We start from the raw sequence: 21,646 nt of genomic DNA, 5'->3' as shown, positions 1-21,646 counted from the left end.
GCCATCATGGTTGTTTCTCCGCGCTGGCCGGGGCATACGCCGCGCCATCCTGAGGAGCGGACTGGCCGCTGTCTTTGAGGGCCTTGGTGACTTCCGGCGGCATATATTTTTCGTCGTGCTTGGCCAGCACTTCATCGGCGATCAGCACGCCATCGGCATTCAGCTTGCCAAGGGCGACGATACCCTGCCCTTCGCGGAACAGGTCCGGGAGGATGCCGCGATAACGAATGGTCACGCTCTTGGCGAAGTCGGTGACTACGAACTGCACGTCCAGGGAGTCGCCGCTGCGTACCAGCGAGCCCTTCTCCACCATGCCACCGGCGCGGATGCGGGTGTCATGGGGCACTTCGCCGTTGGCGATCTGGGTGGGGGTGTAGAACAGGTTGATATTCTGCTGCAGGGCGCTGAGTGCCAGGCCCACGGCAAGGCCAACGCCGGCGACGATGGCAAGAATGATCAACAGGCGTTTTTTACGCAGCGGGTTCACTTCTGACTCTCCCGGCGCAAACGACGCGCCTCTTCTTGCAGATAACGACGACGCGCCACAATCGGCAGCGCGACGTTGAGTGCCAACACCGCCAGGCTGATGCCGTAAGCGGTCCAGACATACAGACCATGGTGACCCATGGCGAGGAAATCACTGAAGGAGGCAAAACTCATCGCAGGCCTCCCTGTTCAATCTGCTTCGCCACTTCTTCTTTCACCCAACTGGCGCGCGCTTCGCGCTTGAGCACTTCCAGGCGCATGCGCATCAGCAGCACGGCAGCAAAAAAGCAGTAGAAACCCAGCACCATAAGCAGCAGCGGCAGCCACATTTCCGCCGGCATGGCCGGGCGTTCGGTGATCTTGAAGGTGGCACCCTGGTGCAGGGTGTTCCACCACTCCACTGAATATTTGATGATCGGAATATTCACCACGCCCACCAGCGCCAGCACCGCACAGGCCTTGGCGGCGCTGTCCCGGTTGCTGATGGCGTTGCCCAGGGCAATTACGCCGAAGTACAGGAACAGCAGAATCAGCATCGAAGTCAGGCGCGCGTCCCATACCCACCACGAACCCCAGGTCGGCTTGCCCCAGATGGCACCGGTAAGCAGCGCGATGGCGGTCATCCAGGCACCGATAGGCGCTGCCGATTGCAGTGCGACGTCGGCGATTTTCATCTTCCAAACCAGCCCCACCAGACCGGCTACCGCCAGCAGCACATAGCAGGACTGCGCCAGCATGGCCGCCGGTACGTGGATATAGATGATGCGGAAGCTATTGCCCTGCTGGTAATCCGGTGGCGCAAAGGCCAGGCCCCAGACCAGGCCGGTGGCGATCAGCAGCACAGCCGCCACGCTCAACCAGGGCAGCCAGCGGCCGCTGATCTGGTAGAACCATTTGGGCGAGCCCCATTTGTGAAACCATGTCCAATTCATCAGGGTAACCACGTCATTTTTATTCGCCGACGCTAATGGCCAGGCCTGCGGCGGTCGCAAAAGGTGTCAGGGTAATGGCCAGGGCCGTAAGGCTGGCCATCCACAGCAAGTAACCGACCACTGGTAACCCCTGCAACGAGGCTTGCAGCGCCCCACTACCCAGAATCAGCACGGGGATATACAGCGGCAGAATCAGCAGCGCCAACAACAGGCCGCCACGTTTGAGGCCGACGGTCAGCGCCGCCCCCACTGCGCCCAACAGGCTGAGCACGGGGGTTCCCAAGAGCAAAGTGAGCAATAAAACCGGAATGCACTGACCCGGCAGGCCGAGCATCAGAGCCAGCAGCGGCGCCAGCAACACCAGGGCCAAGCCGGAAAACAGCCAGTGTGCCAGCACCTTGGCCAATACCAGAAGAGCCAGGGGGTGCGACGAAAGGACCCACTGCTCTAACGAACCGTCTTCGAAATCACTGCGAAACAGGCCGTCTAGCGAGAGCAATACCGCCAATAATGCGGCTACCCAGATCAGCCCCGGCGACAAGGTTTGCAACAGTTGGCTTTCCGGGCCCACCGCCAGCGGGAACAGGGCGATCACGATGGCGAAAAACACCAGCGGGTTGGCCAGCTCGGCCGGGCGGCGGAACAACAGCCGCGCCTCGCGGGCGACCAGCAAGGTAAATACGTTACTCATGATTGGCGCTGCCCCAGGTCCAGTTCGCGGTAACCGGCGGGGGTGTGGGCCAGTGCGTGGTGGGTGGTCAATACCACCATGCCGCCCTGCTCGCAGTGCCAAGCCAGGTGCGCTTCCAACTGGGCCACGCCGGTTTTATCCAGCGCCGTGAAAGGCTCATCGAGAATCCACAGTGGCGGCGGCTCGAGGTACAACCGCGCCAGAGCCACCCGGCGCTGCTGGCCGGCGGACAGGGTATGACAGGGAACGTCTTCAAAACCGCGCAGACCAACCTGCTCCAGCGCCTGCCAGATGGCGTCGCGGCTGGCCGGTTGGTGCAAGGCGCACAGCCAGCTGAGGTTTTCTTCAGCGGTAAGGAGGCCCTTGATGCCCGCTGCGTGGCCAAGCCACAGCAGGTTGCGCGCCAGCTCGTGGCGTTGCCTGGCCAGCGGCTGGCCATTGAGCAACACTTCGCCGGCGGTGGGTTGCATCAGCCCGGCCAACAGACGCAGCAGGCTGGTCTTGCCGCTGCCGTTGGGGCCGCTGATCTGCAGCATTTCCCCGGCGGCCAGGCGCAGCTCCAGGCGCTCGAAGAGCATGCGCCAGTCCCGCTCGCAGGCGAGCGCCACAGCTTCGAGTAAGGGGCTATTCAAGGATAGGCTGACCTTCGGGCTAGGGGCCGGACGGAAAATCCGGGTCGGCAGGTTGTTGCCCTGCATTTGCTATCAAGTCCAGGCAAGCTTGGCCGCTATACTCAGGCAAGCCAAACAGCACGGCCGACCCGGACGGGGCGGCATTATACATGTCATGCCCGCCCCTCGAAGCTGGCTTTTTCGACAGGTTGTAAACCGCCGATGAGCGAAATCAGTAGCACTCGCCCACTCCCCCCGGTCACCCCGACCACGCGGCCGAACACCTCGGTGACCGATGCAGCGGTGAAACTGCTGCAGCCGCTGGGCGATCTGCTGGCAGTAGGCGACAGCACCACGGCGGAAGTGGTGAGCGTCAAAGACCTCGCGCAGAACTTTCAGCAGGTGCTGCTCAAAGTCACGCTCAACGGCGGTCAGCAGGCCACCCTACAAGCCACCACCCATCAGCCTCTGGTACAGGGCAGCACAGTAGCGGTCACGGCCCTCTCCGACACCCGCCTGGCAGTGCTGATGCAGGTGGCGGCCGGCGGCGACCCGCTGACCAGCCTGGACGGCGAGGTGATGCCCCCCGGCACGGTGATTCAGGGCAAGATCGAATCCAGCCAGGCATTTGTGCAGCCACAAACCCTGCAAGTGCTCAACAAGGTGCTGGTCAGCTTGCTCAATACGCCCCTGGCCGGCAGCAAGCTGGCCCTGGAAACCCCGCTGAACCTGCCAGTTGGCAGCCTGCTCACGGCCCAGGTGCAAAGCAATCAATCCCTTACTTTTCTGCCCCTGAGCGGCCGTCTCGACCAGTTGGAGCTGGGGCAACAACTGGCCAGTCAGCAAAGTCGCCAGGGCTCCCTGGAGGGGCTGCTGAAATCCCTGCAGGGCCTGAGCGGCAAGGACGGCGTGCCAGATGGTGTGCGCGGTGCCATCGACAAACTGCTCGGCTCACTGCCCGATAGCGCCCAGCTCGGCGACTCGAAGGGGCTGTCCCAGGCCTTGGAGAAAAGCGGCATGTTTCTCGAAGCCAAACTGTTGAGCGGTAACGCCGCCGGTTTGCCGCAGGACATGAAGGCCAACCTGCTGCGCCTGATCGCACAAATACTCCCGGCCTTGCCCAGCGGCACTGCCGTCAACCCGAACACCATCGGTGCCAACCTCGGCCAGGCGCTCCCGGTATTTCTCCGCAACGCCCTCGGTGCCCTCGGGCAGACCGGGCTCAAGCAGCAAGGCCTGACCTTTCCCCTGCCGAGCAAACTGCAGCAGGAGATGGAAAATGAAGGCGACCTGGAAAGTTTGCTCAAGCTCGCCGCCGCAGCGGTATCGCGCCTGCAAACCCACCAGTTGTCGAGCCTGGCACAAAGCCAACTGACCCCGGAAGGCAACCTGCTGACCACCTGGCAGATGGAAATCCCCATGCGCAACCAGCAGGACCTGGTACCGCTGCAGCTGAAAATGCAGCGCGAGGAGGCGCAGGAGGAAAAAAACGGCGGCAAAGGTGGCAAGAAAGGCCAGCAGCAAGAGCCGGTCTGGCGCATCGAACTGGCCTTCGACATCGCTCCGCTGGGCCCGCTGCAGGTGCAAGCGCAACTGGCCCGAGGCAGCCTGACCAGTCAGCTGTGGGCCGAGAAAGCCAGCACCGTACAGCTGATCGACACCGAATTGGGCACCCTGCGCGAGCGCCTCACGGCGGCCGGGCTGAATGTCGGCGAGCTGGAGTGTCAGCAAGGCATCCCGCCGCAAGGCCCGCGCACCACCCTCGAACAACGCTGGATCGACGAAAAAGCATGAAACGCCAAGCCCCCCGCCAGGCCATTGCCCTCAACTACGACGGCAAGAGCGCGCCCAACCTCACCGCCAAAGGCGACGATGAACTGGCCGAAGCGATTCTGGCGATTGCCCGCGAATATGAAGTACCAATCTACGAAAACGCCGAGCTGGTACGCCTGCTGGCGCGAATGGAATTGGGCGACGCGATACCGGAAGAGCTGTACAAAAGCATCGCCGAGATCATCGCCTTTGCCTGGTATCTGAAAGGTAAGTGCCCGGAAGGCTTTACCCCGGATGAAGGTGGCGAGAAGGATGTAACCCCGCATACCCCGCAGCCGCTGCTGGACTGAACCGCCTTCCCTGTAGGAGCGGCTTCAGCCGCGATGTTTTTTCAACAGCAAGAGCATCGCGGCTAAAACCGCTCCTACGAGAGCGCCGACGAGACGAAACTCAGCGCTTGGCTTGATTGAGCTTGCTGACCAGCTCGGCTTCGGCGCGACTGAGGCCGCAGGATTGGGTCAGGTCTTCAACGCTGGCGCCCAAGCCGACCAAACGCGCCGCCTGGGTGAAGGACAGATTGCTCGGATCGCGCTGCTCGATCTGACTGAGCTTGTCCGGAATCGGTGCCAGGGTGCGGCGCAGTTCGTACAACTCTTCGCCCATGCGGATACTGCCGGTGAGGTAGGTATCCAGACGTTTTTTCAGTTCCTTGATCGCCTGATCGCGCAGGGCGTCGCGCTGCGTCTGGTGCTCGAATTGACGAACGAACTCGCGCTGTCGCCCCGCCAGCCAGATGCAGGTGCCGCCCAGCGTGACGCAGGCCAGGGCCAGCACCAACAGCGCGATGTCGAGCATGGGTCAGATGCTCTCCAGTTCGGACCATTCTTCTTCGGACATCATCTTGTCCAGCTCAACCAGAATCAGCAGCTCGCCGTTCTTGTTGCAGACGCCCTGAATGAACTTGGCCGATTCGTCGTTGCCGACGTTGGGCGCGGTTTCCACCTCCGATTGGCGCAGGTAAACCACTTCCGCCACGCTGTCGACCATGATGCCAACCACTTGCTTGTCGGCTTCGATAATGACGATACGGGTGTTGTCGGTCACCGAACCGGAGTCCAGACCGAAACGCTGACGGGTGTCGATTACCGTCACCACGTTGCCGCGCAGATTGATGATACCCAGCACATAGCTAGGGGCACCCGGCACCGGAGCGATCTCGGTGTAGCGCAGGACTTCCTGCACCTGCATCACGTTAATGCCGTAGGTTTCGTTATCCAGGCGGAAAGTCACCCACTGCAGAATGGGATCTTCGGAACCTTGTGCGGACGTTTTCTTCATATCCCTAGCCTCATCAATGCCGCTTGCGCGGCGTACGGGTGTTACCCGCCGTTTACCTTAAAGCCCCGCACTGGCGGGGCTGTTCAATCATCACAGCGTCAGTGCACGCGACCGTCACTGCTCAAGCGCTTGGCTGCGCCGCTGGCGATAAGCTCGGCCAGTACGGCCACATCCACCAATGCGCACATATGTTCGATCACCGTGCCAGCCAACCACGGCCGCTGGCTACGCTGACTGCGCCACTTGACCTCTTTGGGGTCCAGGCGAATCGACCGACTGACTTGATGCACCGCCAGCCCCCATTCGTAGCCTTGCACGGAAATCACATACTGCAAGCCCTGGCGGAAATCATCGCGGTAGCGATCAGGCATCACCCAGCGCGCAGTGTCCAGCACTCGCAGGTTGCCGGCTTGGCACGGGAGGATACCGAGGAACCAGTCCGGCTGACCAAACAGCGGCGTCAGCTCCTGCCCCACCAGCGGATAAATCGAGCCCAGGCACACCAATGGCACGGCCAAGGTCAGACCGGCGACATCGAATAGCAAGCATTCGAACGGCTCTTCGCCCCAACTGGGCTGGCCATCGAGTTGCAAGGGAGGTGGCGTAGGTGCCATATCGGTATGGATTTGCTGCGCCACCAGCGACTCGACAACTGGCGGGGCGACCACAACCGGTTTTTCTGCCACCGGCTTCTCGGCCACCGGCGCTGGCGTCTCGACCAACAGTGTTGGCATCAACAGCGGCTTGGCCATTTCCAGGGTGGGCAGAACCAGGGTCGGGCGCTCGAGTTTTACCTCAGCCGGCCTGGCGGCAACGGGCGGCGCTTGCAGACGCGCATCGCGCACCTGCTCTTCGAGCACCGCAGCTTCAAATTCATCGAGGGAAATAGCATCGGATTCAACGCTCACCGGTGCCGGCTTGGCCACGGGTGCCGGGGCAACCTGCAACGGACGCACCAGCGCGGGGGCTGCCACAGGGGCAACAGGCGCGGCCACCACCGCCAGACTGACGGGCTCAGCCGGCAGCGTGTCGGCCAATTCGGCAGCCGCTTCCTGCAGCAGGCCGTCCAGATAGGACTGCAAAGCCAGCTGCGGGCGGGTAGCGGTTGCGGTAGGACGACTCATAGAGAAAATCCGAATGAATGAACTGATTCATATATCGGCAGCATCCGCTGCGGACTTGAGCCAGCCTTGATAGCAAAAATCGCCATGGCTATGCGACCTGCGCCGCCAGTTCGTTGCTGAGCAAATGCTTGAGCAGCGCCCGGTAAGCCAGTACGCCACGACTCTTGTCATCGAACTGCGAAGGCGTCTGCCCTGCCCGGCTGGCATCGCGCAGACGGGTGTCGACCGGAATATAAGCCGGCCACAGATGATCGGGATAAGCATTGCGCAGCGTGCGCAAGGTGCTCAGGGACGCCTGGGTGCGGCGATCGAACAGGGTCGGCACGATGGTGTAGGGCAGCGCCTGTTTGCGCGAACGGTTGATCATCGCCAGGGTGCTGACCATGCGTTCCAACCCCTTGACCGCGAGGAACTCGGTCTGCACTGGAATCGCCAACTGCTGGCTGGCGGCCAGGGCATTGACCATCAACACACCGAGCAAGGGCGGGCTGTCGATAATGGCGTGGTCGAAATCGTCCCACAGCTGCGCCAGGCTTTTTGCGATCACCAGGCCCAGGCCGCTCTGCCCTGGCGACTGGCGCTCGAGGGTAGCCAGCGCGGTGCTGGAAGGCATCAGAGAAATGGATGGATGGCTGGTGGGTAGCAGCAGTTGCCCGGGCAGACCTTGGGGCACATTGCCCTGGTGCTGGAACAAATCGAACGCGCTGTGTTCCAGGGAATCCGGGTCGTGCCCGAAATAGCTCGTCATGGAGCCATGTGGATCCAGATCGACCACCACCACACGCTTGCCGGCATCGGCCAACAGGCCCGCCAGTGCGATGCTTGTGGTGGTCTTGCCTACCCCACCTTTTTGATTGGCTACTGCCCAGACTCTCATGTTCGTTATCCTCCCGGCACCTCAAGGGCTTACCGAGAACAAGCGCCAACCTAAGGGGTTGGCGACGGGGAATTGACAGCACCGCCCGCAGGCGGCTGCACCGCGGGTGTTGGTGCAGGTTGTGTGCCAGCCCGCTCCAATGCGGCATCGGGCTGTGCATGGGCACTTCCTACACCACTAACACTGCGTCGCACATCCAGGTTGCGTGACACCACCAGTACTACCCGGCGATTGCGCGCTCTTCCCTCTGCCGTGGCGTTATTCGCGATCGGCTGAAACTCGCCATAACCCACCGCTGCCAGGCGCCCGGCGTTTACCCCATCCATGGCCATCATTCTTACAATGCTAGCTGCCCGCGCCGTAGACAGCTCCCAGTTCGTGGGAAACTGCGCGGTTTTGATCGGAAGATTATCTGTGAACCCTTCCACATGGATGGGATTCTCATAAGGTGCCAGAATTTTGGCAACCTTTTCGATAATGGTGAAGGCCATATCGTTGGGAATGGCATCGCCGCTGGGAAACAACAGGCTGGAGTTCAGCTCGATTTCGATCCACAGCTCGTTGCCGCGCACGGTCAACTGGTCACTCTTGATCAGGTCGCCAAAGGCCGACTTCACCGCCTCACTGATTTCCTGCAGGGCCTTGCTGGGATCTTCACCGGCCGGCGTGTCCTGATCCAGCGGGCGCTCCGGCTCGGTGGTCAGCGGGCGCTCCTCCCCCACGGGTATCGGTTTGATAGCCCTATCCGGCTGATTGAAGGCACCCACCAGGCTGTCGGAAAGAATCTTGTACTTGCCCTCGTTGATCGACGAGATCGAGTACATCACTACGAAAAAGGCAAACAGCAGAGTGATGAAGTCCGCGTAGGAAACCAGCCAACGTTCGTGATTTTCGTGTTCATCGTGATGCCGCCGACGGGCCATATTCAGCCAGAGCCTTTAGTCCATGAAGCCTTGCAACTTGAGCTCGATCGAACGCGGATTTTCCCCTTCGGCAATGGAGAGAATTCCTTCCAGGAGCATTTCCCGGTAGCGCGACTGGCGCAAGGCAATGGCTTTCAGCTTGTTGCCTACGGGCAACAGAAACAGGTTGGCGAACGCCACACCATAAATGGTGGCGACAAAAGCAACGGCAATACCGCTACCCAGCATGCTGGGGTCGGCGAGATTGCCCATCACATGAATCAGGCCCATCACCGCACCAATGATGCCGATGGTGGGCGAATAACCGCCCATGCTGTCGAACACCTTGGCGGCCTGGATATCGCGGCCCTCCTGGGTGTACAGATCGACTTCAAGAATGCTGCGGATGGCTTCAGGCTCGGCGCCATCCACCAGCAGCTGCAAACCTTTGCGCGCGTAGGGGTCGGCTTCGACATCCGCGACCGCTTCCAGGCCCAGCAGGCCTTCCTTGCGCGCGATCATGCTCCAGCCCACCACGCGGTTGATGCCGCCGGCCAAGTCGATGCGCGGCGGGAAAATGATCCAGCGCACGGTGGTCAGCGAGCGTTTGAACACTGTCATTGGCGTCTGCAGAAACGCCGCCCCAAGGGTGCCGCCGATCACAATCAGAAACGCCGGGCCATTGAGCAGCGCGCCTACGTGCCCGCCTTCCAGGTAGTTGCCACCGAGAATGGCAACGAACGCCAGGATCACCCCGATGAGGCTGAGTACATCCATCAGACACAGGCCTCCACCAGGTGTCGACCGATGTCATCAAGGCTGTAGACCGCGTCCGCCAGATTGGCTTTGACGATGGCCATGGGCATGCCGTAAATCACGCAGCTGGCTTCGTCCTGAGCCCACACCTGGCTGCCGCCCTGCTTGAGCAGACGCGCACCTTCACGGCCGTCGGCCCCCATGCCGGTGAGCACCACGGCCAACACTTTGTCGCCGTAGGCTTTGGAGGCGGAGCCGAAGGTGATGTCCACACAGGGGCGATAGTTCAGGCGTTCGTCACCCGGGAGGATTTTCACCGTGCCACGGCCGTCGACCATCATCTGCTTGCCACCCGGTGCCAGCAGGGCCAGACCAGGGCGCAACTGATCGCCGTCTTCGGCCTCCTTGACGCTGATGCGGCAGAGCTTGTCCAGACGCTCGGCAAAGGCCTTGGTAAAGGCCGCCGGCATATGCTGAATCAATACGATGGGCGCTGGAAAATTGGCCGGCAGCTGGGTCAGTACGCGCTGCAACGCCACCGGGCCGCCGGTGGAGGTGCCGATGGCCAACAGCTTGTATGCCTTGCGTTTCGGCGCGGCGCTGGAAGACGCCGCAGGTGCCGCAGCCGGTGCGGCGGTTGGCCGTGGCGCAGCCGGTGCGGGGCGTGCGGGCGTAGTGCTGGTGGTCGGCGCATGCGCCGGTGCAGGTGCCGCAGCAGGTGCTGTCGGGGCGCTGGAGAAACTGCTGTAGCGACGGTTACTGCGGGCGATGGTATGCACTTTCTCGCACAGCAGCTGTTTGACCTTCTCGGGATTGCGCGAGATGTCTTCGAAATTCTTCGGCAGGAAATCCACCGCACCGGCATCCAGCGCATCGAGCGTAACGCGCGCGCCTTCGTGGGTGAGCGAGGAGAACATCAGTACCGGAGTTGGGCAACGCTGCATGATATGACGCACGGCAGTGATGCCATCCATCATCGGCATTTCGTAGTCCATGGTGATCACGTCAGGCTTGAGGGCCAGGGCCTGATCGATCGCTTCACGACCATTGGTGGCAGTGCCGACGACCTGGATATTCGAGTCGGCGGAGAGAATCTCCGAGACACGCCGGCGGAAGAAGCCGGAATCGTCCACCACCAGAACCTTAACTGCCATAACCGCTCCTTTGAACCCGCCCGAGGCCCCACTGGGCCATCGCGCTTGGTGCTGCGCAGGCAGGCGAAGCGCTTATTTACTCCGAGTAAATGCCACGCTCCCTGCTGCCTTCACGCTTAGTCTCGAACACGCCGCAATCAGATACGGCGCGCGTAACGCTTGAGCATGCTCGGCACATCCAGGATCAGAGCGATACGCCCATCACCGGTGATGGTTGCCCCGGACATACCCGGCGTGCCCTGCAGCATTTTGCCCAGCGGCTTGATTACCACCTCTTCCTGGCCCACCAGTTGATCGACAACAAAGCCGATGCGCTGGGTGCCCACGGAAAGAATCACCACATGACCTTCGTGCTGCTCCTCGTACTTGGCACTGCTGACCAGCCAGCGCTTGAGGTAGAACAGCGGCAACGCCTTGTCCCGCACGATCACCACTTCCTGGCCGTCGACCACGTTGGTACGCGACAGATCGAGGTGGAAGATTTCGTTGACGTTGACCAGCGGGAAGGCGAACGCCTGATTGCCGAGCATCACCATCAGAGTTGGCATGATCGCCAGAGTCAGCGGCACCTTGATGACTATCTTGGTGCCCTGGCCCTTGGCCGAGTAGATATTGATGATGCCGTTGAGCTGGGAGATCTTGGTTTTCACCACGTCCATGCCGACACCGCGGCCGGACACATCGGATATCTCGGTTTTGGTCGAGAAGCCCGGGGCGAAAATCAGGTTGTAGCATTCCGCTTCGCTGAGGCGGTCGGCGGCGTCTTTGTCCAGCACGCCCTTCTCCACCGCTTTGGCGCGCAGCACGTCGGGATCCATGCCGTTGCCGTCGTCGGAGATCGACAACAGGATATGGTCACCCTCTTGCTGCGCCGACAACACGATTTTGCCGCCACGGCTCTTGCCGGCCGCTTCGCGTTTTTCCGGCGATTCGATGCCGTGGTCCACCGAGTTGCGCACCAAGTGCACCAACGGGTCGGCCAGCGCCTCCACCAGGTTCTTGTCGAGGTCGGTTTCTTCCCCAACCAGTTCCAGGTTGATCTCTTTCTTCAGGCTGCGCGCCAAGTCGCGAACCAAACGCGGGAAGCGGCCGAAGACTTTCTTGATCGGCTGCATGCGGGTTTTCATCACCGCAGTCTGCAGGTCGGCAGTCACCACATCGAGGTTGGAGACGGCCTTGGACATATTTTCGTCGCCGCTGTTGAGCCCCAGGCGCACCAGACGGTTACGCACCAGCACCAGTTCGCCGACCATGTTCATGATCTCGTCGAGGCGCGCGGTATCGACCCGAACAGTGGTCTCAGCTTCGGTGGCTGGCGAGGCTTTATCGGCAGCCGCAGCAGCCGGTGCCGGAGCAGCGGCGGCCGGTTTGGTCGCGGCCGGTTTTGCCGGCTCGGCTTTCGCGGCGGGCTTGGCAGCCGGTGCGGCAGGCTTGGCTGGTGCCGCAGCAGCCGGCACCGGTGCCTGGGCAGCCGGCTCGACGAACTTGCCTTGACCATGCAACTGGTCAAGCAAGGCTTCAAATTCGTCATCCGTGATGTTGTCGCCGCCGCCACTGGCAGCCGGCGTAGCGGCGGCTACCGGAGCTGGTGCAGCAGGCGCGGCAGCAGGCTCGACAAACTTGCCTTTGCCGTGCAACTGATCGAGCAGCGCTTCAAATTCGTCGTCGGTGATTTCGTCGCCACCACCGCCAGCCGCCGGTGCGGCGCTGGCAGGGGCCGGGGCCGGGCTAGCCGGTGTAGCCGGTGCGGCAGGCGCACTGGCGGCAGCGAACTGGCCTTTGCCATGCAACTGGTCGAGCAGCGATTCAAATTCGTCGTCGGTGATTTCATCACTGCTGGCCGCAGCGGCAGGCGCTTTGGGCTCGTCGTGCAGGGCATCGAGCAGTTGCTCGAATTCGCTGTCAGTGATGTCACCAGAAGCCGCCGCAGGGGCTGGCGCTTCGACTGCTTCGGGTTCAGGTTCAGGCTCGGCAGCGGCCGCCGATTCAGGCGCGACACCAGCAAGCTCTTCGGCGCTTTGCGGTTCGGCCAGGCGCGACAGCGCGGCCAACAGCTCCGGCGATGCCGGGGTTGGTGTCGCGCGTTCACGCACTTCGGAGAACATGCCGTTAACGGCATCCAGTGCTTCGAGCACAACGTCCATCAGCTCCGAGTCAACGCGCCGCTCACCCTTGCGCAGGATGTCGAACACGTTTTCGGCGATGTGGCAGCACTCCACCAGCTCATTGAGCTGGAGGAACCCGGCACCACCCTTGACGGTATGGAAACCGCGGAAAATCGCGTTGAGCAGGTTGGAGTCATCCGGGCGGCTTTCCAGCTCGACCAGTTGCTCCGATAGCTGCTCAAGAATTTCGCCGGCCTCTACCAGGAAGTCCTGGAGGATTTCTTCATCGGCGCCGAAGCTCATCTGTGTGCTCCCTAAAACCCAAGGCTGGATAGCAGATCGTCTACATCGTCTTGATTGGAGGCGACGTCTTCACGCTTATCGGCATGAATCTGCGGACCTTCACCATGAGAAGGCTCTTTTTCTTTTTCTTGTTCAGCACGTAGTACCGCATGGTCGTGCTCAATACCGGCAAAACGATCGACTTGACTGGCCATCAGCACCAGTTTCAGCAGGTTGCCTTCCACTTCGGTAACCAACTGGGTAACCCGCTTGATTACCTGACCGGTGAGGTCCTGGTAATCCTGCGCCAGCAGAATGTCGTTGAGGTGGCCGGACAACTTGGCGCTATCACGCTCGCTGTTAGCCAAGAACAACTCGATACGTTTTGCCAACTCGCGGAATGCCTCAGCGCCCAACTCGCGGCGCATAAAACGGCTCCAATCAGCGCTCAACGTGCCAGCTTCGGAATGCAGGTCATTCACCAGCGGCGCGCTCTGCTCCACCAGATCCATGGTGCGATTAGCCGCTTTCTCGGTCATGGTCACAACATAGTTCAGGCGTTCGGTGGCATCGGTGATCTGCGACACTTCCTTGGCATGAGGTACACGGGGGTCGAGCTGAAAGTTGACGATGGCGTTGTGCAGCTCACGCGTCAGTTTTCCCACCTCGTGATAAAGCCCGCGATCACGAACTTTATTGAGCTCGTGGATAAGCTGCACCGCGTCGCCAAAATTACCTTTTTCAAGGCTCTCAACGAGCTCGCGGGCATTGGATTTTAAGGACGACTCAAGGTCGCCCATGGGTAGATCGTCGTGCGCCATAATGCCCCCACGGCTGGTATCAGCCGTTAACACGCTCGAAGATTTTTTCGATCTTCTCTTTCAGGACCTGGGCTGTGAACGGCTTGACTACATAGCCATTCACCCCGGCTTGCGCCGCTTCAATAATCTGGTCGCGCTTGGCTTCGGCGGTAACCATCAGCACCGGCAGGTGCTTGAGACGATCATCGGCACGCACCGCGCGGAGCAGGTCGATACCGGTCATACCCGGCATGTTCCAGTCAGTCACGAGAAAGTCGAAGCTGCCGCTATGCAGCATGGGTAGAGCAGTAGTCCCGTCATCTGCCTCAGCGGTGTTGGTGAATCCCAAGTCGCGCAAGAGGTTCTTGATGATCCGTCGCATCGTTGAGAAGTCGTCAACGATGAGGATTTTCATGTTTTTGTCCAAGTCGACCTCCGTACAGTCCTAAACGCACCCAGCACCTGGATGCGCGTTGAATCGAGAAACTGGCAGTACCGCTCAGCTAGCGCGCCACTCGCTCAAGCGTGCACGCAAACGAGCGGCACACTGGCTATGCAACTGGCTGACCCGCGATTCGCTGACCCCCAGCACTTCACCAATTTCCTTGAGATTCAGTTCTTCGTCGTAATACAGCGACAACACCAACTGTTCGCGCTCCGGCAGTCCGGAAATGGCCGCTGCCAATGCCGATTGGAAACGTTCATCTTCCAGATCGCGCGAAGGCTCGAAGTGGGTAACGCCAGCGTCTTCGCGCAGACCTGTGTGTTCGCCGTCCTGAAGAAGGTCGTCGAAACTGAACAGGCGACTGCCCAAAGTGTCGCCAAGAATGCCGTAGTAATCCTCGAGACTCAATTGGAGTTCGGCCGCAACTTCTTGATCTTTAGCGTCTCTGCCAGTTCTGGCTTCAATTTTTCGGATCGCGTCGCTGACCATGCGACTGTTGCGGTGCACCGAACGAGGTGCCCAGTCGCCTTTGCGCACTTCATCCAGCATAGATCCGCGGATGCGAATGCCGGCGAAAGTTTCGAAACTGGCACCTTTGGTGGAGTCGTATTTTTTCGACGCTTCGAGCAGGCCGATCATGCCGGCCTGGATAAGATCTTCCACCTGCACACTGGCTGGCAGACGTGCCAGCAAGTGGTAGGCGATGCGTTTGACCAGTGGGGCGTAACGCTCGATCAACTGGTGCTGGGAGTCCTGCGCCTGTGCCTTGCTATACATACGGAGCCCATTGCCTGATGTCATACGGCCGTGTCAGCAAGCGGTTGCTGGACCAGACGCTCCACGAAGAATTCCAGATGTCCGCGCGGATTGGCTGGTAACGGCCAGGTGTCGACCTTCTGCGCGATAGCCTTGAAGGCCAGAGCGCACTTGGAACGAGGGAAGGCCTCATAAACTGCGCGTTGCTTCTGCACCGCCTTGCGTACCGATTCGTCGTAAGGCACTGCGCCGACGTACTGCAAAGCGACATCAAGGAAACGATCAGTCACTTTGGTCAGCTTAGCAAACAGGTTGCGACCTTCTTGCGGGCTGTGGGCCATGTTGGCCAGCACGCGGAAACGGCTCATGCCGTGGTCGCGATTGAGCAGTTTGATCAACGCGTAGGCGTCGGTGATGGAGGTGGGTTCATCGCACACCACCACAATCACTTCCTGGGCCGCACGGACAAAGCTCACCACCGCATCGCCGATACCGGCGGCGGTGTCGATCACCAATACATCGAGGTTGTCACTGATATCGCTGAACGCCTGGATCAGGCCAGCGTGTTGCATGGGCGTGAGTTGCACCATGCTCTGGGTGCCGGACGCCGCCGGCACGATACGGATACCGCCCGGACCTTGCAGCAGCACATCACGCAATTCGCACTCACCACTGATGACGTCCGCCAGCGTGCGCTTGGCCGACAGCCCCAGCAGCACGTCGACGTTGGCCAGGCCCAGGTCGGCGTCCATCAGCATCACTCGCCGACCCAGATCAGCCAGGGCCAGGGATAGATTGACCGAGACATTGGTCTTGCCGACGCCACCCTTGCCGCCGGTCACCGCGATCACCTGTACGGGATGCATACCCATGTTATCCACACACCTTGTCTAGCTTCGACTGGGGCCACTTGGCTGGTTACGTTCAGGTTGCCCTTAGAGGGCGACCGAAACGCCTGAAAACTTTATTGCTCGAACGCTGACCTGGCTGTTCAGCCTGCTCGGCGCGCCGGATTCTGATACAGCCCGGCGAACATATCGGCCATCGCATCCTCGCTGGGATCCTGTGGCGCCTGCAGGCTCACTGCCCGGCTCACCAACTGGTGGCTGCGTGGTACATGCAAATCATCCGGAATCCGTGGACCGTCTGCCAGATAGGCTACCGGTAGATGCTGGCTTATAGCCAGACTTAATACTTCACCCAGGCTGGTCGCTTCATCGGCCTTGGTAAGGATACAGCCACTCAGGCCGCAGCGCTTATAGCTATGGTAGGCGGCCTTGAGCACTTGGCTCTGGCTAGTAGCGGCCAAAACCAGATAATTTTTCGATTTGACCCCGCGACCGGCCAAGGTTTCCAACTGCATGTGCAGGGCCGGATCGCTACCTGGCAAGCCGGCGGTATCGATCAGCACCACACGTTTGCGCGCCAGCGGCTCCAGCGCCTGGGTCAGAGACTGCCCCGGATCTACCTGAGTCACCGACACATTGAGAATCCGCCCCAGGGTTTTCAGTTGTTCCTGGGCACCGATACGGTAGCTGTCCATGCTCACCAACGCGACATGCTGCGCGCCGTACTTGAGCACATAACGGGCGGCCATTTTTGCCAGTGTAGTGGTTTTACCCATCCCAGCCGGGCCCACCAGGGCAATCACGCCCCCCTCCTCCAGTGGCTCGACCTTCGGTGTTTTAATCGCATGGGCCAGGTGGGCGAGGATCATGCGCCAGGCTTGACGTTGCTCCGCCACCTTGCTGACGCGCTCCAGCAGCACCCGCGACAGCTCGGCCGGCAGGCCCATGCGCTGCAGACGACGCCATAGGGCCGCCTGTTGCGGACGACGGCTTTGCATCTGCCCCCAGGCCATCGAGCCCAGTTGCACTTCAATCAGCTCCCGCAGGCCATTCAATTCAAAGCGCATGGCATCCAGGCTGCGCTGGTCGGTTGCCACCGCCCGTACCGGTTCTGCAGCCGGAGCCACCGCCGCGGCAGGTTTTGGCCGCTCCGGGCGGACAAAGGATGCCGGCAGCTCAGGCGCAACGATGGACTCGTTGGCGAACAGCTGGCCGTCTTTCATTTTTTCACCAGACACGCGGCTAGCCAGATCGGCATGGGCCGACACCAGCATCGACTGAGTGCGACGCAGCTCGACTTCCAGCTCAGGGTTGGGCTGACGGGCAGGAATCATCGGCGCCTGGTAGTCCAGGGCGGCAGTCAGTTCCACGCCACCAGCAACCCGGCGCGTGCCGATGATGGACGCATCCGCGCCCAGCTCATCGCGAACCAACTTCATGACTTGACGCATATCGGCGGCGAAAAAGCGTTTAACTTGCATGACCTAAGCCTCAGTTCAGTTCTGACCCACCGTGGCAACGATGGTGACCTGCTTGTTGTCTGGAATTTCCTGGTAGGCCAACACGTGCATGGTTGGTACTGCCAACCGTGCGAACCGCGAGAGCATCGCCCGGACCGGACCGGCTACCAGCAGGATGGCTGGTTTGCCGAGCATTTCCTGGCGCTGCGCGGCATCCACCAGGGAACGCTGCAGCTTCTCGGCCATGCTCGGCTCCAGGAGAATGCCATCCTCGGAGCCTTGACCGGCCTTCTGTAGGCTATTGAGCAATATCTGTTCCAACCTTGGCTCAAGGGTGATCACAGGCAGCTCCGGCTCTAGTCCCACAATGCTTTGCACGATTGAGCGGGACAACGCGACGCGGACCGCAGCCACCATCGCGGCGGGATCTTGACTCTTAACATTGCTGATAGCTTCGGCGATGGAACGGATATCCCGTACCGGCACCTGCTCTTGCAGCAACGACTGCAGCACTTTGAGCAAGGTCGACAGCGACACCACACCCGGCACCAACTCTTCAGCCAGCTTCGGCGAGCCCTTGGCGAGCAGTTGCAGCAGCTGCTGCACTTCCTCATGCCCCAATAGCTCATGGGCATGCTTGTGCAGCACCTGGTTGAGGTGGGTGGCGACCACGGTACTCGCGTCCACCACCGTGTAGCCCAGGGACTGCGCCTGATCGCGCTGGAATTGGTCGATCCACACGGCGTCCAGACCGAACGCCGGATCTTTGGCGGCCACCCCGTTGAGTGGACCGAACACCTGCCCGGGGTTGATCGCCAGCTCGCGGTCTGGGTAGATCTCGGCCTCGGCCAGGCTGACGCCCATCAGGGTCAGGCGATAGGCGTTGGGCTGCAGATCGAGGTTGTCGCGGATATGCACCGAGGGCATCAGAAAGCCCATTTCCTGGGACAGCTTCTTGCGTACCCCTTTGATCCGCGCCAGCAGTTGCCCCCCCTGGTTGCGGTCCACCAGTGGAATCAGGCGATAGCCCACTTCCAGGCCGACCATATCCACCGGGGTCACATCATCCCAACCCAGTTCTTTGACTTCCTGCGCGCGCTGGGCCGGCAGCAACTCCTGCTGGCGTTGTACTTCGGCGACTTCTGCGACCGTGATCTTGCGCTGTTTGTTGGCAATCCAATAGGCACCACCGGCAGCCACCAGGCCCAAGCTGAGGAACGAGAAATGCGGCATGCCGGGCACCAGGCCCATGGCGATGATCAGTGCGGCAGCCACGGCCAGCGCGCGCGGCGAGGCGAACATCTGCCGGGTAACTTGGGCACCCATGTCTTCCGAGGTGGAAACCCGGGTGACCATGATCGCGGCAGCGGTGGACAGCAGCAGCGACGGGATCTGCGCCACCAGACCGTCACCGATGGTCAACAGGGTGTAGATGCGGCCGGCATCGCCGAAGCTCAGGCTGTGCTGGAAGATACCGATGGCTATACCACCGATCAGGTTGATAAACAGAATCAGCAGGCCGGCGACGGCGTCACCCCGAACGAATTTGCTGGCACCGTCCATGGAGCCGTAGAAGTCGGCTTCCTGCGCCACTTCGCTGCGGCGCTTCTTGGCTTCGATCTGGTCGATCAGCCCGGCGTTGAGATCGGCGTCGATGGCCATCTGCTTACCGGGCATGGCGTCGAGGGTGAAGCGCGCGCTCACCTCGGAAATCCGCCCGGCACCCTTGGTGACCACCACGAAGTTGATGATCATCAAGATCGCGAACACCACGATACCGACCACATAGTTGCCGCCGATCACCACCTCACCGAAGGCCTGGATCACCTTACCGGCAGCGTCGTGACCTTCCTGGCCGTGTAGCAACACCACCCGCGTGGAGGCCACGTTGAGGCCCAGGCGCAGCAAGGTGGCAGCCAGCAGAATGGTCGGGAATACGGCGAAATCCAGCGGGCGCAGGGCGTAGATCGCCACCAGCAGGACGACGATGGCCAAGGCCAGGCTGAAGGTGAACAGCACGTCGAGCAGGAACGGCGGCACCGGCAGCATGACCATGCCGAGCATCACCAGCAACAGCAACGGAATACCCAGATTGCCGTTACGCAACCCGGACAGGTTGGTGCGTACGTTGCCTATCAGTTGTGTGCGATCTACTGCCACAGCCCTACCTCGTCGGTTCAATCTTTTGACGCAAATGCGTCGCTAACGGGGCTTTTGCAAGAAGTCGTCCAACTTCTTGCATGCGGGAAAGGTTTAGTGGAGCGGCGCAGGTTGGGTTGCGCCGAAGGCGAAGCCCAACACGGGCCGGCGCAACAGGGAGACCATCGAGCTCCGCGTGCAGATCTGCTGCGCTCACCGAATGCGGACCGCCCCAACCTTCGTCGAAGACTATTCGTCGCGACGTAGATCTGGCGGAATCGGCAGGTCTTTCAGCTGCTCGGGTCGCTTGCCTTTGCCGGAGCGGAACTGGCGCAGCTGGTAGACGTAGGCCAGTACCTGGGCCACCGCCAGATACAGGCCGGCGGGGATTTCCCGGTCGAGGTCGGTGGAGTGAAAAATCGCCCGCGCCAGACCCGGCGATTCCAGCACCATCACCTTGTGCTCATTGGCAATCTCGCGGATTTTCAGGGCGACGAAGTCACCGCCCTTGGCCAGCAGAATCGGTGCCCCACCCGTTTGCGGATCGTATTTGAGCGCCACGGCAAAGTGGGTCGGGTTGGTGATCACTACGTCGGCCTGCGGCACCGCAGCCATCATCCGGCGCTCGGCCATCTCGCGCTGCATCTGGCGGATGCGCTGTTTGACCTCGGGTTTGCCTTCGCTGTCTTTGTATTCGTCGCGCACTTCCTGCTTGGTCATCAGCATCTTTTGCCGGTTGTCCCACAGCTGGAACGGCACATCCACCGCCGCGATCAGGATCAGCCCCCAGGCCATCCACATGGCGCTGCGCCCGACCACCTGGATGCTGTGCATGATCGCCGACTCCAGCGGCTCATTGGCCAGTGCCAGCAGGTCATGGGTATCGGCCTTGAGCACCACCAGGGCCACCATCAGCACCAGTACGAACTTGGCCAAGGCCTTGAGCAGCTCCAGGCCGGCCTTGGCGGAAAACATGCGCTTGATCCCCGGCAAAGGGTTCAGACGGCCGAAGTTGGGTGCCATCGACTGCGCGGAAAACAGCCAGCCCCCCAGGGCGATCGGGCCGACTATCGAGGCCACCAGCAGCACGATAAACAACGGAAACAAAGCCAGCAAAGCCACGTAGATAGAGCTTTCAAACTGCAGGGCCATGCTGCCGTCGTTCATCAGCAGTTCGCGGCTGAGGGTGAAGTTGTCCTTCATGATGCGGATCATCGCGTCGCCAATGGCGCCGCCATAGCTCATCAGGCCACCGACACCAGCCACCAGCACGGCAAAGGTATTCAACTCGCGCGAACGTGCGATCTGGCCCTTTTCTCGCGACTCCTTGCGTCGCTTGTCCGTGGGCTCTTCACTTTTCTCCGCGCCATTCTCGTTCTCGGCCATGCGTTATTTCGCCTGTACCAATTCGCGTAACAACTGAAGGCAATCGCTCACCAACTGTTGATAGTGAGAAAGAAAGTCCGACAGGCTGATCCAAATGATCACAAAGCCCATCACCAGGGTCAGCGGAAAGCCGATGGAGAAAATGTTCAACTGCGGTGCCGCCCGGGTCATCACACCAAAGGCGATGTTCACCACCAGCAGCGCGGTGATCGCCGGCAGCACCAGCAATAACCCGGCAGCCAATACCCAGCCTAGACCGGTGGCGACACTCCAGTAGTGGTTAGTGCTCAGGCCGGTGCCCACCGGCAGGGTGACAAAGCTTTCGGCCATGATCTCGAACACCACCAGGTGCCCGTTCATGGCCAGAAACAGCAAGGTCACCAGCATGGTGTAGAACTGTCCGATCACCGCCACCGACACGCCGTTGGTGGGGTCGACCATCGAGGCGAAACCAAAGCCCATCTGCGTAGCGAGAATCTGCCCGCCAATCACGAAGGCATGGAAAAACAGCTGGAGAACAAAGCCGAGCATCACCCCGACCAGAATCTCTTTGGCGATCATCAGCACCGCGGCCAGATTCAGCGCATCGAGCTGCGGCGCTGGAGGCAGGCTGGGGAAGATCACCAGGGTAAAACCCAGCGCCAGGTAGATGCGCACGCGCATCGGCACCAGTTGGGTACCGATGATCGGCATGGTCATCAGCAACCCGGCGATACGGAAGAACGGCAGCATGAAACTGCCCACCCAGGTGCCGATCTGCTCACTGCTCAGCTCGAACATG

Annotated in this window: 23 protein-coding genes; 2 read left to right on the top strand and 21 right to left on the bottom strand. The window is 60.9% G+C overall.

Features of this window, described 5'->3' with window-relative positions; all coding sequences use genetic code 11:
- Nucleotides 1-4: 4 nt before the first annotated feature.
- The 5 genes from ccmE to ccmA are packed head-to-tail and all read right to left on the bottom strand — an operon-like array spanning nt 5 to nt 2,741.
- Nucleotides 5-487, bottom strand: coding sequence for a cytochrome c maturation protein CcmE (gene ccmE / locus ACVW0Y_RS08295; protein ID WP_457437458.1), 483 nt, complete (start codon nt 485-487; stop codon nt 5-7).
- Complete coding sequence (ccmD, locus tag ACVW0Y_RS08290) at nt 484-660, bottom strand: heme exporter protein CcmD (protein WP_457437457.1); 177 nt, start codon at nt 658-660, stop codon at nt 484-486. The genes ccmE and ccmD overlap by 4 nt, the downstream gene beginning before the upstream one ends.
- Nucleotides 657-1,421, bottom strand: coding sequence for a heme ABC transporter permease (locus ACVW0Y_RS08285; protein ID WP_457437587.1), 765 nt, complete (start codon nt 1,419-1,421; stop codon nt 657-659). Before ACVW0Y_RS08285 ends, ccmD begins: the two co-directional genes overlap by 4 nt.
- A 16-nt stretch (nt 1,422-1,437) precedes the next feature.
- Nucleotides 1,438-2,109 carry a heme exporter protein CcmB gene (gene ccmB, locus ACVW0Y_RS08280; RefSeq protein WP_457437456.1) on the bottom strand — a complete coding sequence of 224 codons (672 nt, stop codon included), beginning with the start codon at nt 2,107-2,109 and terminating at the stop codon, nt 1,438-1,440.
- Nucleotides 2,106-2,741 (bottom strand): cytochrome c biogenesis heme-transporting ATPase CcmA, encoded by a 636-nt coding sequence (ccmA, locus tag ACVW0Y_RS08275; protein ID WP_457437455.1) that lies wholly within the window; start codon nt 2,739-2,741, stop codon nt 2,106-2,108. Before ccmA ends, ccmB begins: the two co-directional genes overlap by 4 nt.
- Before the next feature lie 201 nt (nt 2,742-2,942).
- On the opposite strand from ccmA, the gene fliK reads away from it, so the two are divergent.
- Both fliK and ACVW0Y_RS08265 read left to right on the top strand, forming a co-directional pair.
- Nucleotides 2,943-4,514, top strand: coding sequence for a flagellar hook-length control protein FliK (fliK, locus tag ACVW0Y_RS08270; RefSeq protein WP_457437454.1), 1,572 nt, complete (start codon nt 2,943-2,945; stop codon nt 4,512-4,514).
- On the top strand, nt 4,511-4,843 hold the full coding sequence (locus ACVW0Y_RS08265) for an EscU/YscU/HrcU family type III secretion system export apparatus switch protein (RefSeq protein ID WP_457437453.1): 333 nt from the start codon (nt 4,511-4,513) through the stop codon (nt 4,841-4,843). Before fliK ends, ACVW0Y_RS08265 begins: the two co-directional genes overlap by 4 nt.
- Before the next feature lie 100 nt (nt 4,844-4,943).
- Here ACVW0Y_RS08265 and ACVW0Y_RS08260 read toward each other — a convergent pair whose 3' ends face one another.
- The 16 genes from ACVW0Y_RS08260 to fliR all read right to left on the bottom strand — a co-directional run bounded on the left by ACVW0Y_RS08260 (nt 4,944) and on the right by fliR (nt 21,645).
- On the bottom strand, nt 4,944-5,348 hold the full coding sequence (locus ACVW0Y_RS08260) for a DUF2802 domain-containing protein (protein ID WP_457437451.1): 405 nt from the start codon (nt 5,346-5,348) through the stop codon (nt 4,944-4,946).
- Between the two features lie 3 nt (nt 5,349-5,351).
- Nucleotides 5,352-5,831: a chemotaxis protein CheW gene (locus tag ACVW0Y_RS08255; RefSeq protein ID WP_122451109.1), complete on the bottom strand. Its 480-nt coding sequence runs from the start codon at nt 5,829-5,831 to the stop codon at nt 5,352-5,354.
- Nucleotides 5,832-5,929: 98 nt separating this feature from the next.
- Nucleotides 5,930-6,955 (bottom strand): CheW domain-containing protein, encoded by a 1,026-nt coding sequence (locus tag ACVW0Y_RS08250; RefSeq protein ID WP_457437450.1) that lies wholly within the window; start codon nt 6,953-6,955, stop codon nt 5,930-5,932.
- Between the two features lie 88 nt (nt 6,956-7,043).
- Nucleotides 7,044-7,832, bottom strand: coding sequence for a ParA family protein (locus ACVW0Y_RS08245; RefSeq protein WP_457437448.1), 789 nt, complete (start codon nt 7,830-7,832; stop codon nt 7,044-7,046).
- A gap of 50 nt (nt 7,833-7,882) precedes the next feature.
- Nucleotides 7,883-8,755 carry a flagellar motor protein MotD gene (motD, locus tag ACVW0Y_RS08240; RefSeq protein WP_457437447.1) on the bottom strand — a complete coding sequence of 291 codons (873 nt, stop codon included), beginning with the start codon at nt 8,753-8,755 and terminating at the stop codon, nt 7,883-7,885.
- Nucleotides 8,756-8,770: 15 nt separating this feature from the next.
- Nucleotides 8,771-9,511 (bottom strand): flagellar motor protein, encoded by a 741-nt coding sequence (locus ACVW0Y_RS08235; protein WP_457437446.1) that lies wholly within the window; start codon nt 9,509-9,511, stop codon nt 8,771-8,773.
- Complete coding sequence (locus ACVW0Y_RS08230; protein WP_457437445.1) at nt 9,511-10,644, bottom strand: protein-glutamate methylesterase/protein-glutamine glutaminase; 1,134 nt, start codon at nt 10,642-10,644, stop codon at nt 9,511-9,513. Before ACVW0Y_RS08230 ends, ACVW0Y_RS08235 begins: the two co-directional genes overlap by 1 nt.
- 137 nt (nt 10,645-10,781) lie before the next feature.
- Nucleotides 10,782-13,052 (bottom strand): chemotaxis protein CheA, encoded by a 2,271-nt coding sequence (locus tag ACVW0Y_RS08225; RefSeq protein WP_457437443.1) that lies wholly within the window; start codon nt 13,050-13,052, stop codon nt 10,782-10,784.
- An 11-nt stretch (nt 13,053-13,063) separates the two neighbouring features.
- The gene (locus ACVW0Y_RS08220) at nt 13,064-13,852 is read right to left on the bottom strand and encodes a protein phosphatase CheZ (protein WP_457437442.1); all 789 of its coding nucleotides are present in this window, start codon (nt 13,850-13,852) and stop codon (nt 13,064-13,066) included.
- A gap of 19 nt (nt 13,853-13,871) precedes the next feature.
- Nucleotides 13,872-14,246, bottom strand: a complete 375-nt coding sequence (locus tag ACVW0Y_RS08215; protein WP_172147048.1) for a chemotaxis response regulator CheY — start codon at nt 14,244-14,246, stop codon at nt 13,872-13,874.
- Between the two features lie 84 nt (nt 14,247-14,330).
- Nucleotides 14,331-15,077 (bottom strand): RNA polymerase sigma factor FliA, encoded by a 747-nt coding sequence (gene fliA / locus ACVW0Y_RS08210; protein WP_178086455.1) that lies wholly within the window; start codon nt 15,075-15,077, stop codon nt 14,331-14,333.
- The gene (fleN, locus tag ACVW0Y_RS08205; protein ID WP_178086456.1) at nt 15,074-15,913 is read right to left on the bottom strand and encodes a flagellar synthesis regulator FleN; all 840 of its coding nucleotides are present in this window, start codon (nt 15,911-15,913) and stop codon (nt 15,074-15,076) included. Before fleN ends, fliA begins: the two co-directional genes overlap by 4 nt.
- A 110-nt stretch (nt 15,914-16,023) precedes the next feature.
- On the bottom strand, nt 16,024-17,361 hold the full coding sequence (gene flhF / locus ACVW0Y_RS08200) for a flagellar biosynthesis protein FlhF (protein WP_457437441.1): 1,338 nt from the start codon (nt 17,359-17,361) through the stop codon (nt 16,024-16,026).
- 15 nt (nt 17,362-17,376) lie between these two features.
- The gene (flhA, locus tag ACVW0Y_RS08195; protein WP_457437440.1) at nt 17,377-19,500 is read right to left on the bottom strand and encodes a flagellar biosynthesis protein FlhA; all 2,124 of its coding nucleotides are present in this window, start codon (nt 19,498-19,500) and stop codon (nt 17,377-17,379) included.
- Nucleotides 19,501-19,728: 228 nt separating this feature from the next.
- Nucleotides 19,729-20,865: a flagellar biosynthesis protein FlhB gene (gene flhB / locus ACVW0Y_RS08190; protein WP_457437439.1), complete on the bottom strand. Its 1,137-nt coding sequence runs from the start codon at nt 20,863-20,865 to the stop codon at nt 19,729-19,731.
- A gap of 3 nt (nt 20,866-20,868) precedes the next feature.
- A complete protein-coding gene (gene fliR / locus ACVW0Y_RS08185; RefSeq protein ID WP_457437438.1) occupies nt 20,869-21,645 on the bottom strand; it encodes a flagellar biosynthetic protein FliR in 777 nt (258 codons plus the stop codon).
- Nucleotide 21,646 lies beyond the last annotated feature (1 nt).

This window comes from Pseudomonas sp. TE3786 (assembly GCF_054057335.1).
The sequence above is the reverse complement of the archived record's forward strand: the minus strand, read 5'-3'. Positions and strand labels throughout refer to the sequence as shown.